Origin of the sequence: uncultured Reyranella sp. (genome assembly GCF_945957355.1) — a bacterium.
GTDB lineage: Bacteria > Pseudomonadota > Alphaproteobacteria > Reyranellales > Reyranellaceae > Reyranella.
In genome coordinates this window covers 82222-95319 of the sequence record NZ_CAMFKM010000003.1, presented here as the reverse complement: position 1 = coordinate 95319, position 13098 = coordinate 82222, and the positions used below count along the sequence as shown (strand labels likewise).

The window sequence follows — 13098 nt, the reverse complement described above, 5'->3', positions numbered from 1 at the left end:
GTCCAGAACAGGGAGCCCAGGGGAAATGGCCGCCGAGGCCCATTCTACCGCCACTCTTCGCCTCTCCGTGGGCGACCTCCGGATCGTCCATCCAATCACCGTCCCGACCGGCCCGGTGCCGGCGGCAGACGTCGTCCCGGCCCTTCAGGAGCTGGTTAACGCCGTGGTCGCCGCAGCCGAGGCCGGCAAGGCGATCTCCTGCCGCAAGGGCTGCGGCGCCTGCTGCCGCCAGCTCGTGCCGATCTCGCGCACGGAGGGTGAACGGCTGCTGGTGACCGTAGCGGCCCTGCCGGCAGAACGGCGCGCCGTGCTGGAAAGCCGGTTCGCCGCCGCCGAGGCTGCCCTGGCGGCCGCCGACCTCAAGGAACGCAAGGGCCGGCCCGACCGCGAGCTGTCGACCGCTTACTTCGCGCTTAGTATCCCCTGCCCCTTCCTCGAGGAGGAAAGCTGCTCCATCCATTCGGACCGGCCGCTCGTCTGCCGCGAATATCTCGTCACCTCGCCGGCGGCACTTTGCGCGGGCCCCGAGCAGGAAGGCGTGACGCCGATCCCGGTGCCGAAGGTCTCGCTGGCCGCGCGCAGCCTGCAGGACGAGCGCGAGGAGTGGTTCCCGCTGGCGCTGCTGATGGACTGGGCGAAGCGCCGTCCCAGGGAAGGGGCGCGGCGCACGGGGCCGGAGTGGATTCAGCGGTTTCTGAAGGGGATTTCAAGCAAACGGGCTTGAAGGAAGCGATACAAGAAAAGTGGGCGGTGCCACGGGGATGTGACACCGCCCTTAGGGACCCGGAGACAGGGGATCGGGGTCCGCTATTCCTCGTCGTCGTCGTCTTCCTTGCCGCCATCCATCAGGGCGTTGGCGAGGATGCCGGCATTGGCGCGCACCTTGTTCTCGATCGCATTGGCGACCTCGGGGTGCTCCCGGAGATAATTCTTGGCGTTCTCGCGGCCCTGGCCGATGCGGGTGCCGTCGTAGGAGTACCAGGAGCCCGACTTCTCGACGACGCCGGCCTTCTCGCCGAGGTCGATGAGCTCGCCAGCCTTGGAGACACCCTCGCCGTACATGATGTCGAACTCGACGACCTTGAACGGCGGCGCCACCTTGTTCTTCACGACCTTGACGCGCGTGGCGTTGCCGACCACCTCGTCCTTGTCCTTGAGCGCGCCGATGCGGCGGATGTCGAGGCGGACCGAGGCGTAGAACTTCAGCGCATTGCCGCCCGTCGTCGTCTCGGGGCTGCCGAACATGACGCCGATCTTCATGCGGATCTGATTGATGAAGATGACCAGGGTGTTCGACTTGGAGATCGAGGCGGTGAGCTTGCGCAGCGCCTGGCTCATCAGGCGAGCATGCAGGCCCGGCAGGGAATCGCCCATCTCCCCTTCGAGTTCGGCGCGCGGCACGAGGGCCGCGACCGAATCGACCACCAGCACGTCGATGGCGCCGGAACGCACCAGCGTGTCGGCGATCTCGAGCGCCTGCTCGCCGGCGTCCGGCTGGGAGATCAGCAGGTTGCCGATGTCGACGCCCAGCTTCTTGGCATAGCCTGGATCGAGCGCATGCTCGGCGTCGACGAAGGCGCAGGAACCGCCCTTCTTCTGAGCCTCGGCGATGACGTGCAGCGCGAGCGTCGTCTTGCCCGAGCTTTCCGGCCCGTAGATTTCGATGATGCGGCCCTTGGGCAGGCCGCCGATGCCCAGCGCGATGTCGAGGCCCAGCGAGCCGGTCGAGATCGCCTCGATCTCCAGCGCCTCGCGCTGGCCGAGCTTCATGATGGAACCTTTGCCGAAGGCACGCTCGATCTGGGCGAGAGCGGCATCCAGCGCCTTGTTCTTGTTTTCCATGCCTTCTTTTTCGACCACCTTGAGCATCGCCGACATTGGCTCTCTCCTTCTTCCCATGCCCCTGTCAGGAGCGGCAATGCGGATAAGTCCGCCGCGGGTTCGAACGTCTGGTGGCGCCAATGTACCCATTTTGTTCCAATCGGCAACGGAACAAATAACCTGCTGATAGAACTAATGTTCTTGACACAAGTTCTAGATACGTTCTCCGGGGATTATCCCCGGCTCGGGACCGTTTCTTTTCTGATATCGCGACGTGCCCTGGCCGACCGGCCCCTCCGCCTGCAACCCCGTCGCGCGCAGCCAGTCGTCGGCCAGGGCGAAGCGCTGGCAGCAATGATCGCTCTCGACATAATCGACCCGCACACGCCATCCATGCCGCATCACCGTGCAGTGGCGCGGAATGCCGTACGGCACCTTGGCGATGAGTTCGGCGAGATGCAGCGAGGTGTCGGCCTCGTGCCCGACGCCCAGCAGCACGACGCCGCCAGCCCCGACAGCCAGCGTACGCAACTGGGCGGCAACCTCGCTCCGCCTCAGCGTCCCCACGGGTACCCGACCTACTTCGGTCCTAGCAGCCCCGCCACCTTCAGCCCGGCGATGCCCGCGGGATCGTAGCCGATCTCCGACAGCACCTCGTCGTTGTGCTGGCCGATGTCCGGCGGATTGGAGACGAGCGGCGGGCGCCAGCCCATCATCTGGAAGGGCAGCAGCGGCAGCTGGGTCTGCACGCCGCCCGGCAGGGTCGTCGGCGCCAGCGAGCCATTGGCCATGAGATGGGGATGGTCGAACAGGTCCTGCGGCCGCGCGACGGGCGCGAAGGAGATGTCGGCCTCCAGACACATCTGCTCCAGCGCGTCCTTGGTATAGGCCTTGAACACCGCGGCGACCTTCGGCACCAGCCAGGGCCGTGCCTCGATTCGCAGGTTGTTGGTCGCGAGCTTCGGGTCGGCGGCCAGTTCGGGCTGCTTGAAGAACTCGCAGAAGCGCTTCCACTGGCCGTCGCTGGTGATGCCGATGAAGACCTGCAAGTCGTCAGCGGTGTTGAAGATCTCATAGACCGCCCACGAACTCACCCGCTCGGGCATCGGCGGCGGCGCGGCCCCGTTGATCGCCGTGATCGCGAGGTGCTGGCCCATCAGGAAGACCACCGATTCGAACAGCGCGCTCTCGACCAGCCCTCCCTTTCCCGTGCGGTCGCGCTGCTTCAGTGCCAGGACCGTGCCGAAGGCGCCGAACATGCCGCCCACGATGTCGATCACCGAGGTGCCGGCCCGCAGCGGCCGGCCGCTGGGACCGGTCATGTAGGCGAGACCGCCCATCATCTGCACGACCTCGTCGAGTGCCGGCCGTTTCTCGTAGGGGCCGGGCAGGAAGCCCTTCAGCGCGCAGTAGACGAGGCGCGGGTTGATCTTCTCGAGGTCCGCCGGCCCCAACTTCCGCTTGGCCATCGAGCCGGGTGCGAAGTTCTCGATCAGCACGTCGGCCTTCTCGAGCAGCTTCACCAGTACCTTGCGGCCCTCGGGCGAGTCCGCGTCGAGCGCCAGACTCTTCTTGTTGCGATTGAAGTAACCGAAGAAGCCCGCGCCGAAGCCACGCAGCTTGCGCGTGCGGTCGCCGTCGACCGGCTCGACCTTGATCACCTCGGCACCGAGGTCGGCCAGGATCATGCCGCAGGACGGACCCAGGATGGTGTGGGTAAGTTCGACGACGCGGACGCCCTTCAGGGGCGGTTCAAAGGATGAGGTCATGCCCCATCAAATACCTCAGCCCGAGGGGCTGAGCCACGTATCGATATCCTTGGTGAACGGCAGGCCGGCAGCCTCGCCCAACAACTGATGGACGACGCCGGCGCCAACCAGGAACGCCTCCTGGTGCGGGACGGCATTCGCCTTGAGTATCGTGCGGATCGCCTTGCCGTCATGCCCCCAGCCGATCGCCTCGACCTTCCCGTCGAAGGCGCGGTTGAGGGTCGACAGGAACTCGGCGCGCTCCTCATCGGTGAGAGCCGGCACGGCGTCGATATCGCCGAGCAGGAACAGCCGGCCGCCGAACTTCGCGACCAGCGCGGCCACCGAATTGCGCGCTTCGACGATGATCTCCCGGTTGGGCCCACGGCGCACCCGGGCAGCCAGCGACAGCGGTAGCACCGCGGCCCCCAGGTTGGCGCCGGTGTTCATCAGCGAGGCGGTCAGTTCCTTATAGGTGATTCCGAGGCGTTCGGCCCGCCGGACACGCATTTTAGCGACTTCGGGGCTGGGCGACTTCCAAGCCTTGGCGGCGGCACGGCGCCACACCCAGGCCCCCCAGGACATGTCGAAGGTCGGGCCGTTATTGTGCCCGATGCCGGGTCGGCGTAGCAGGACCTCGACATTTGCATGCCGGGTCGCAAGACGGTCGAAACGATCACCCATTAGGTCTATTGTAACGCAAATTCAGTGCCGGAATCGAGGAGCGAGGCGTGGACGATTTTCAGGTCGATGTGTTGGTGGTGGGTGCCGGAAACGCGGCGGCATGTGCGGCTCTCGCGGCCCGCGAGACGGGCGCGTCGGTCGCCATGCTGGAGGCCGCCCCGGAGGCCGAACGCGGCGGCAACAGCACCTATACGGCCGGCGCCATGCGCGTGGTCTTCCACGGCGTCGACGACCTGGTGCAGCTCTACGACCTCACCGAGGATGAGAAGCGCGACGTCGACTTCGGCAGCTACTCGGCCGACGAATATCTCGACGACATGGGCCGGGTGACCAACTACCGTTGCGACCCCGAGCTCACGGATACCCTGATCGGTCGCAGTTTCGAGACGCTGAAGTGGATGCGCTCCAAGGGCGTACGCTTCCAGCCTTCCTATGGCCGCCAGGCCTTCAAGGTGAGCGGCAAGTACAAGTTCTGGGGCGGCCTCGCGGTCGAGGCCTGGGGCGGCGGGCCGGGCCTGGTCGACCTCGAGCACAAGGCGGCGATCAAGGCCGGCATCCCGATCCACTACGAGACGGCGGCAGTGTCGCTGATCGAAGAGGACGGCGTGGTGCGCGGCGTCATCGCCCGCCACAAGGGCCGCAAGGTGCGGATCGGCGCCAAGGCGGTCGTGCTGGCCTGCGGCGGCTTCGAGAGCAATGCCGAGATGCGCACGCGCTATCTCGGCCCGACCTGGGACCTCGCCAAGGTGCGCGGCACCCGCTTCAACACCGGCGCCGGCATCAATATGGCGCTGGCGATCGGCGCCAAGCCGCACGGCAACTGGTCGGGCGGCCACGCCGTCGGCTGGGACATGAACGCGCCGGAGTTCGGCGACCTCGACGTCGGCGACAATTTCCAGAAGCACTCCTACCCGCTCGGCATCATGGTGAACGCCAACGGACTGCGTTTCGTCGACGAGGGCGCCGACTTCCGCAACTACACCTATGCCAAGTACGGCGCGGTGATCCTGTCGCAGCCGCAGCAGTTCGCATGGCAAATCTTCGATTCGAAGGTGCTGGACAAGCTGCGCGACGAGTACCGCATCAAGCGCATGACCAAGGTGCGTGCCGACACGATCGAGGAGCTGGCGACCAAGCTCGAGGGCGTGAACCAGGAGCAGTTCCTAAAGACCATCAAGGAATGGAACGCCGCCGTCATGACCGATGTGCCGTTCAACCCGGCGATCAAGGATGGCCGCGGCACGCGGGGGCTCGCGGTCCCGAAGACGAACTGGGCCAACACGATCGACCAGGGTCCGTTCGAGGCCTATGCCGTGACCTGCGGCCTCACCTTCACCTTCGGCGGACTGAAGATTACCACCGAGGGCGAGGTCGAGAGCACCGACGGCCATCCGATCCCCGGCCTGTTCGCAGCGGGCGAACTGGTGGGTGGCCTGTTCTATCACAACTACCCTGGCGGCACGGGCCTGGTGTCCGGCGCGGTCCTGGGCAAGCTCGCGGGCGACGGCGCCGGCAAGTACGTCGCGGGGAAGAACTGAGCCCCGCTTGCCGGCCGAACGAATTGGCTTCAAGGTCCCGACAAACTGAGGTTGCGCGACGCGGATGAACCGCGCGCGCCACAGGAGGAAGAGCATGCTCCCCATCACCCGGCGTAACGCCCTGGCCCTTGGCGGCTCGTCGCTTTTGCTGCCGTCCGTCTCGCGCGCCCAGGCCAACTGGCCGACCGGCCCGGTCACCTTCGTCGTCGGCTACGCTGCGGGTGGCAGCACGGACATCAACGCCCGCGAGCTGGCGCACGTCATGACGCCGGTCATCGGGCAGCAGATCATCATCGAGAACAAGGGCGGCGCCGCCGGTTCGATCGGCCTGCGCGCCGTCGCGAATGCCAAGCCGGACGGACAGACGCTGTTCGTCGCCGTCGGGACCAACGTGATCATCAACCCGCATGTCCAGAAGGGCATGATCGACACACTCGGCGGTCTGGCGCCGATCTGCCAGATCACGGACTACCAGTACGTACTGGTCGTGGGTAATTCGGTCCCGGTGAAGAACGCGGCCGAACTGGTGGCGATGGCCAAGAAGGATCCCGAGAAGCTCACTTTCTCGTCCTCGGGTGTGGGCGGAAACAACCACCTGGCCGGCGCGCTTTTCGCCGAGGCCGCCGGGGTCAAGATCACCCACGTCCCCTACAAGGGCACCGGGCCGGCGGTGGCTGATGTCATCAGTGGCCAGATCACCATGAACTTCTCGTCCCTGCCGCCGGCTGTCTCGCAGGTTAAGGGCGGCAACCTCAAGGCGCTGGCGGTGACGGGCAACAAGCGCGTCAGTTCCATGCCGGACGTGCCGACCCTGAAGGAACAGGGAATCGACGTCGTCGTCACCAGCTGGCAGGGCCTGTTCGCCCCGGCCAAGACGCCACCGGACATTCTCGACAAGATCGAGAAGGCGACGAAAGAAGCCATGAAGAACCCCAAGTGGGGAGAGGCGCTGGCGCGCGACGGGCTGGAAATGCCGCCCGACCGGACCCGCGCCCAGTTCACCAAGTTCGTCGCCGACGAGCACGCCTTCTGGGGCAAGAAACTGCGCGAGCTCAACGTCCAGATGGAATAGCGGTTTCGAACCGCTCTACCCTGGCGTCCGTGCCTGAGCCCGCGTGCGGCGCCTCTCTTCGCCCAGTGCCCTCAGTCGTTCGGCATCCTCCGGCTTCACGCGCCCGTAGCGCGGGCGCCAGTCGTCGTCGGACGGCCACGACACATCCGACCGCCGCGTGGTGCGCGGCGCGTCGGCATCGCGCAGGAGAGCAAGCGCCTGCCCCGCGATCGTGCGCTGCAGGTCCTCCCTCCACGGCGGCCCACACGGATTGCCCAGCGGGAAATCCGTGAACAGGAGACGTGGCACGCCGCAATATTCGACGATGTCGAGGGCGGAGCCGACGATTACGGTCGGCATTCCGTTGGCTTCGAGATGGCGGGCGACCAAACTCACGGTTTGGTGGCAGACGGGTCAAAGCGGCGAGAGCAGCGCCCCGTCAGCACCGTCGGCGCGCAATCGTGCCAGGACCTGCGGCGCATCGATCTCCATGGTTTTGCGCTGGCTGTACTCGGTGGGCACGCCATGGAAACGCGCCGTCAGACCACCAACCAGGCCTTCTGCGGCCCAGTGCTGGATGGCCTCGATCGGCAGGAAGCTGGCCCGATCGTCGGTATGGGTCGATTCCTTGTCCCAGGCGACGTTGTCGGTGAAGAGTTTGGCTGGCGCCGGCGAGATCGCGCCGGACCAGACCTGCCGCTTGCCGGACGCATCGCGATTACCGAGATCGGGTGGGCTTGCCGTCGTGACGAGACCGATCCTCGCCTGTGACAGGGGCTTGGCGAGATGCGCGAACGGCACCGTGTCGAAGCGGGACCAGACATAATCGGACGGATAGCCGAGCGCGCGATAGTAGTCCCTCGTGCGATCCATGTAGCGGACGGTCTCGGTCATCGTTTCCACCGGCTTCTGTTGGCGCCACCAGTCTAGCCGCGTTTGGGCACCATGCAGAAGCCCTGCGCCTCGATGCCGAGGGCGGGATTGAACTTCGAGCGGAAGTTCTCCATCGCGATTGCCGCCGTCAGCTCGACGATCTGCGCGTCGCTGTAGTGTTTCTTCAGGTCATCGACCAGCGCATCGTCGACCTTGCGGTCGGTGTAGGTAATCCGCTCGGCATATTCGAGAGCCAGCCGCTCGGCCTCGCTGAAGAGCGTGCTGTCGCGCCAGGTCGTGACCTCCGCCAGCTTCTCCATCCCGCCTTCCGTGGTTTCCAGCACACGGCTGGAATTGATGTCGATTCAAAACGGGCAACCGTTGATCGTCGCGACGCGCACGTAGAGCAGCGCCGGCAGGCCTTTCGGCAGAAGGCCGGACTCCTCGATCGACTGGCTGAGCATGCCGGCCGCCTTCAGGATCGGCGGGCAGTGCGCCATCACCTTGGTCGGGTTCAGCAGGCCTCCGAACATCTCGCGCTGCCGGTCGAAGGCCACCTTGAGGACGGGATCGCCGCCGTCCTCTTCGATTTCACTGACACGGGGCATCAGAACCTCGTCGTTTCGGGACACGGACGTTAACGTCCTGCCCGGATACCGCACGACGGATATCTTCTAATAGCGACATGAGGCCGACGAAGGCCTCGCCCGGACATCAAGCCCGCTGAAGGTCGGGTCGCGCGATCGACCAGAACACAATCGACGACACCACCGCACAGGCCAGAACGAATGGCAGCATGAATGCAAGGTTGGCCAGCAGGTTCAGCCAGGCAGGATCGGCCGCATCGCCGTCAAAACCCGCAAGGCCGGCAAACAGGACCACGAACGTCAGTCCCAGCGCCAGCCCGGCAAGGGCGTAGGCCCGCAATCCGTCCCAGCGCTTGCGGCGCATGAACAGAAACATCGGCAGGCCGACCAGCAGGGCGAATGGATAGGAGATGTAACCCGCAAACGCGGCATATCCCAGGGTCTGCGAATCCCCGCCGGCGGCGAGCACCACGCCTGCGAGAACGAGCGCCGGCATCATCGGCGCGACCACGAAACCGGCTACGGTGCGATATGCACTGCTCCGCGCAGACGGCATCTCAACTCTCCTTGTGGTGCTCAAACCTTGCCGCCGGACAGCGCGGCCGCCCGTTGCGATGACACCCCCAACCCCTGGAGTATGGTCGCGACGACCGAATGTTCATAGCTCGCCGGTGGCCGCTGGAGTGCGATGACCCGCATGGCGAGCATGACGTAGCCCTCGACGAGGTCCACCGCGGCCTGCTCACCGAAGATCGTGAACTCCTTCTGGCGCACACCCAACCGCACGTCGGCCAGCACGAACTCGCCGATCGTCTTCAACATTGTGGGAGACGCCATGGCGAGTTCAAGCACCAGCAACGCCGTCTTCGGGCTCTCGCGCGCGATCGAGAGATAACGTTGGCAGCCGTCGACCATTCGCTCCGTGCCGGTGGTCATGGCTGCGCGTGCCTCGTCAGCCTGATCCATCATTGAGACGGAGAACCAGCCGGCCACTGCCTCGACGATCTCGGCCTTGCCCCGGAAGTGATTGTAGAAGGTCCCCGTCGTCACGTTCGCGCGCACTGCGATTTCATGAACGACGGCCTGTGCCGCTCCCCGCTCCGACATCACCTGTATCGCCGCCGCAAGGATCTCCCGGCGCGTGCGCTCGCGCTTGGTCATCTTGCCGCTGGACGTCGGCCGCGGTGGCTCACGGGAAAGCTTCGTCATTTCACATGAACTGATTACATTTTTTTAACTTGTCGTCCAATTTTGGAGTGTCCATATAATTTTGAATGCCAATGACGGCAGCCATCAGAACGGGGCCTTTCGAGCCATGACCGGCACCAATCCGACCGGAACGACGCGGCGCTCCTTCCTGCAATCCTCCGCAGCCGCAGCATCCGCCTCGCTGCTTGCGGCAGCGCCCATTGAGATCGCCCAGGCGCAAGCACAGGGCACGGCGCCCGCCGTATCGCGCGCCCGTGGCCCGCTGAACATCCTCTTCGTCTTCACCGATCAGGAACGCTTCCATGACAGGTGGCCGAAGGGCCTGTCGCTGCCGGGCCACGAGCGTCTGGAGCGTACCGGCACGACGTTCACGAACCACCAGTGTCCGGCCACGATGTGCACCTCGTCCCGGTCGGTGATCGTGACGGGCCTGCAGACCGCGAACAACGGCATGTTCGAAAATCTCGACGTGCCGTGGATGAAGGATCTTTCGAGGCCGACCTCCGGCAACATGCTGCGCAAGGCGGGCTACTACACGGCCTACAAAGGCAAGTGGCACCTGAGCCGGGATTTCGACACCACGTCCGTCGACAAGTTCATGACGCCGCACATGGAGCGGTACGGCTTCGCCGACAATTTCTCTCCCGGTGACCTGATCGGCCACACGCTGGGCGGCTACGGCTTCGACCACATCACGGCCGGCAGCGCCATCAACTGGCTGCGCACCAAGGGTCGCCCCCTGAGCGACGATGGCAAGCCGTGGTGCATGTACGTGAGCTTCGTCAATCCTCACGACGTCATGTATTTCAACACGGATGCACCTGGCGAGAACGTGCAGGACACCGGGAAACTGCGCCTTCAGGCGGCACGAGCACCAGAGCACAGGCTCTACCAGGCGACCTGGGACGTTTCCGTCCCCGACAATCTGCGCCAACCGTTCGATGCGCCCGGTCGCCCCAGGGCGCATGGCGAATTCGACCGCGTCTGGGACTATATCCTGGGCCACATACCGCCCGACGAAGCGCGTTGGAAGCGGTTCAACGACTACTACATCAACTGCATCCGCAACGTGGATCGCTCGATCGAAGCACTGCTCGCCGAGTTGGAAGCGCTGCAGCTCGATCAGAACACCATTGTCATCTTCACGTCCGATCACGGCGAGATGGCCGGCGCGCACGGCCTGCGCGGCAAGGGCCCATTCGCCTACCAGCAAACGAACCACCTGCCCTTTTACGTCGTGCATCCCGACGTCAAGGGCGGCCAGCAATGCAAGTCGCTCAGCAGCCATATTGACCTGCTGCCCACCATGTTTTCGATGGCGGGCGTGAAAGCCGATCGTGCCGCAGAACTTGCCGGGCAGGTGCTGCCCGGCAAGGACCTGTCGCCACTACTCGTTAATTCGGCCAGCCAGGCGATCGACGCCGCCCGCCCTGCGACCCTGTTCACCTACAGCGGCCTCGCCAGCAACGACGCATCCGTCTTCGACTTCGCCGCCAAGGCGGTCATGGCGGGAAAGGATCCAAAGGAAGAGGCGAAGCGGCAGGGCTTCCGGCCCGATCTCAAGAAGCGGGGCCATGTCCGGTCGGCTTTCGACGGACGCTATCGGTTCACCCGCTACTTCGCACCGGTCGATCACAACGATCCGGCAACGATCGACGAGCTATTCAAGTGGAATGATGTCGAGCTCTACGACATCGCCACGGATCCCGCGGAGATGAACAATCTCGCCATCGACCGCAAATCCAACGCCGAAGTCATCCTGACGATGAACGGCAAGCTCTCGGCGTTGATCAAGGCCGAAATCGGCAAGGATGACGGGCGCGAGCTGCCCGACGTCGCCGGCATCACCTGGGGCCTCGACCAGATCGATCTCTGACGCTGCAGGGACGTTCATCGAAGCGGGCGCGACAGGGTCGCGCCCGCGCGGTCGGATCTAGAAGCCCAGTGCCTTAGCTTGCACGACGCCCTCGATGCTGCCGATCCTACCCATCAGCTCGGGCGAGATCGGCTGATCGACCTGGACCAGCGCGATGGCCGATCCACCCGGCTTGTCGCGGCCGAGATGGAAGGTGGCGATATTGACCTTGCCCTCCCCCAGCAGCGTGCCGAGGCGGCCGATGAAGCCCGGCTTGTCGTCGTTGGTGATGTAAAGCATGTGCGGCGCGAACTCGGCGTCGATCTCGATGCCCTTGATCTCGACGATGCGCGGATGCTTGCCGCCGAACAGCGTGCCCGTCACCGAGCGCGTATACTTTTCCGTCGTGACCGAGAGGCGGATCATCGAATTGTAGTCGGTCTCGCGCTCGTGCTTGACTTCCGCCACCTCGACGCCGCGCTCGCGGGCGATCACCGGCGCGTTCACCATGTTGACCGAGGTGAGCTGCGGCCGCAGCACGCCCATCAGCGCCACCTGGGTCAGCGGCTTGACGTTGAGCTTCGCCACCTGCCCTTCGTACTCGATCGAGACGGCCTTGATGTCGGTGTCGGTGAGTTGTCCCGCAAAGGCGCCCAGCTTCTCGGCGAGGTCGAGGAACGGCGCCAGCTTCGGCGCATCCTCGGCAGAGACGTTCGGCATGTTGAGCGAGTTGGTGACGGCGCCGGTCAGCAGGTAGTCGGCCATCTGCTCGGCGACCTGGAGCGCCACGTTCTCCTGGGCTTCCACCGTCGAGGCGCCGAGATGCGGCGTGCAGACGAGGTTCGGCGCACCGAACAGGACGTTGCTCTTGGCCGGCTCCTCGACGAACACGTCGAAGCCTGCGCCCGCGATGTGGCCCGAGACGAGCAGGTCGCGCACCGCCAGCTCGTCGACCAGGCCGCCACGCGCACAGTTCACGATGCGCACGCCCTTCTTGGTCTTCATCAGGTTGGCGCGCGACAGGATGTTCTTCGTCTGCTCGGTGAGCGGCGTGTGTACGGTGATGAAGTCGGCGCGAGCCAGCACTTGCTCCAGGGTCGCCTTCTCGACGCCGAGCTCTGAGGCGCGCTGGTCGCTCAGGAACGGATCGTAGGCCACGACGCGCATCTTCAGTCCGATGGCGCGCTCAGCGACGATCGAGCCGATGTTGCCACAGCCGATCAGGCCAAGCGTCTTGAAGCTGAGCTCGGTACCCATGAACTTGTTTTTCTCCCACTTGCCCGCCTGCGTGCTGGCATTGGCCTCCGGCACCTGCCGGGCGACGGAGAACATCAGCGCGATGGCGTGCTCCGCGGTGGTGATGGCATTGCCGAACGGCGTGTTCATCACTACGACACCGTGTGCGGTTGCGGCCTTGATGTCGACATTGTCGACGCCGATGCCGGCGCGACCGACGACCTTGAGCTTCTTGGCCACGGCCAGAACCTCGGCCGTCACCTTGGTGGCCGAGCGGATCGCCAGGCCTTCGTAGTTGCCGATGATCTCGCGCAGTTCGGCGGGCTTCAGGCCCGGCTTGAAATCGACGTCGCAGCCGCGCTCCGAGAAGATCTCGACGGCGCGCGGGGACAGCTCATCAGAAATGAGAACCTTGGGCTTAGCCATGACTGGCTCCTCAGAATTGTGTGAAGTCTTCGGCGGACCGCAGGCGTCCTCGTCCGCGGTCCTGTGAAAG

At 65.1% G+C, this 13098-nt stretch carries 15 protein-coding genes; 4 read left to right on the top strand and 11 right to left on the bottom strand.

Annotated elements, in window-relative coordinates:
- The first annotated feature begins 25 nt into the window (after window positions 1-25).
- On the top strand, window positions 26-724 hold the full coding sequence (locus tag Q0Q48_RS06090; RefSeq protein ID WP_295135538.1) for a YkgJ family cysteine cluster protein: 699 nt from the start codon (window positions 26-28) through the stop codon (window positions 722-724).
- Between the two features lie 83 nt (window positions 725-807).
- On the opposite strand, the gene recA is transcribed toward Q0Q48_RS06090, so the two are convergent.
- The 4 genes from recA to Q0Q48_RS06070 form a co-directional block, all read right to left on the bottom strand.
- On the bottom strand, window positions 808-1878 hold the full coding sequence (gene recA / locus Q0Q48_RS06085; RefSeq protein ID WP_295135535.1) for a recombinase RecA: 1071 nt from the start codon (window positions 1876-1878) through the stop codon (window positions 808-810).
- A 156-nt stretch (window positions 1879-2034) separates the two neighbouring features.
- Entirely contained in the window at window positions 2035-2379 is a 345-nt protein-coding gene (locus tag Q0Q48_RS06080; RefSeq protein ID WP_295136329.1) for an AAC(3) family N-acetyltransferase, read from the bottom strand.
- Window positions 2380-2399: 20 nt separating this feature from the next.
- On the bottom strand, window positions 2400-3590 hold the full coding sequence (locus Q0Q48_RS06075) for a CaiB/BaiF CoA-transferase family protein (RefSeq protein WP_295135532.1): 1191 nt from the start codon (window positions 3588-3590) through the stop codon (window positions 2400-2402).
- Window positions 3591-3605: 15 nt separating this feature from the next.
- Window positions 3606-4253, bottom strand: a complete 648-nt coding sequence (locus Q0Q48_RS06070; protein ID WP_295135530.1) for a hypothetical protein — start codon at window positions 4251-4253, stop codon at window positions 3606-3608.
- Window positions 4254-4300: 47 nt separating this feature from the next.
- Between Q0Q48_RS06070 and tcuA the strand changes: the two genes are divergently transcribed.
- Both tcuA and Q0Q48_RS06060 read left to right on the top strand, forming a co-directional pair.
- A complete protein-coding gene (tcuA, locus tag Q0Q48_RS06065) occupies window positions 4301-5791 on the top strand; it encodes an FAD-dependent tricarballylate dehydrogenase TcuA (protein ID WP_295135527.1) in 1491 nt (496 codons plus the stop codon).
- Window positions 5792-5885: 94 nt separating this feature from the next.
- Window positions 5886-6863, top strand: a complete 978-nt coding sequence (locus Q0Q48_RS06060; RefSeq protein ID WP_295135524.1) for a tripartite tricarboxylate transporter substrate binding protein — start codon at window positions 5886-5888, stop codon at window positions 6861-6863.
- A 15-nt stretch (window positions 6864-6878) separates the two neighbouring features.
- Here Q0Q48_RS06060 and Q0Q48_RS06055 read toward each other — a convergent pair whose 3' ends face one another.
- From Q0Q48_RS06055 to Q0Q48_RS06030, 6 genes are all read right to left on the bottom strand, one after another.
- A complete protein-coding gene (locus tag Q0Q48_RS06055) occupies window positions 6879-7238 on the bottom strand; it encodes a hypothetical protein (protein WP_295135521.1) in 360 nt (119 codons plus the stop codon).
- 18 nt (window positions 7239-7256) lie between these two features.
- Window positions 7257-7736, bottom strand: a complete 480-nt coding sequence (locus Q0Q48_RS06050; protein ID WP_295135517.1) for a hypothetical protein — start codon at window positions 7734-7736, stop codon at window positions 7257-7259.
- A 32-nt stretch (window positions 7737-7768) separates the two neighbouring features.
- Window positions 7769-8035, bottom strand: coding sequence for a hypothetical protein (locus tag Q0Q48_RS06045; RefSeq protein ID WP_295135515.1), 267 nt, complete (start codon window positions 8033-8035; stop codon window positions 7769-7771).
- Between the two features lie 45 nt (window positions 8036-8080).
- Window positions 8081-8323: a hypothetical protein gene (locus Q0Q48_RS06040; RefSeq protein ID WP_295135512.1), complete on the bottom strand. Its 243-nt coding sequence runs from the start codon at window positions 8321-8323 to the stop codon at window positions 8081-8083.
- Between the two features lie 106 nt (window positions 8324-8429).
- The gene (locus Q0Q48_RS06035) at window positions 8430-8858 is read right to left on the bottom strand and encodes a hypothetical protein (RefSeq protein WP_295135509.1); all 429 of its coding nucleotides are present in this window, start codon (window positions 8856-8858) and stop codon (window positions 8430-8432) included.
- Window positions 8859-8878: 20 nt separating this feature from the next.
- Complete coding sequence (locus Q0Q48_RS06030) at window positions 8879-9511, bottom strand: TetR/AcrR family transcriptional regulator (RefSeq protein ID WP_295135507.1); 633 nt, start codon at window positions 9509-9511, stop codon at window positions 8879-8881.
- 106 nt (window positions 9512-9617) lie between these two features.
- Between Q0Q48_RS06030 and Q0Q48_RS06025 the strand changes: the two genes are divergently transcribed.
- The gene (locus Q0Q48_RS06025; protein WP_295135504.1) at window positions 9618-11387 is read left to right on the top strand and encodes a sulfatase-like hydrolase/transferase; all 1770 of its coding nucleotides are present in this window, start codon (window positions 9618-9620) and stop codon (window positions 11385-11387) included.
- 57 nt (window positions 11388-11444) lie between these two features.
- Here Q0Q48_RS06025 and serA read toward each other — a convergent pair whose 3' ends face one another.
- Window positions 11445-13028, bottom strand: coding sequence for a phosphoglycerate dehydrogenase (gene serA, locus Q0Q48_RS06020; protein WP_295135502.1), 1584 nt, complete (start codon window positions 13026-13028; stop codon window positions 11445-11447).
- Between the last annotated feature and the right edge of the window lie 70 nt (window positions 13029-13098).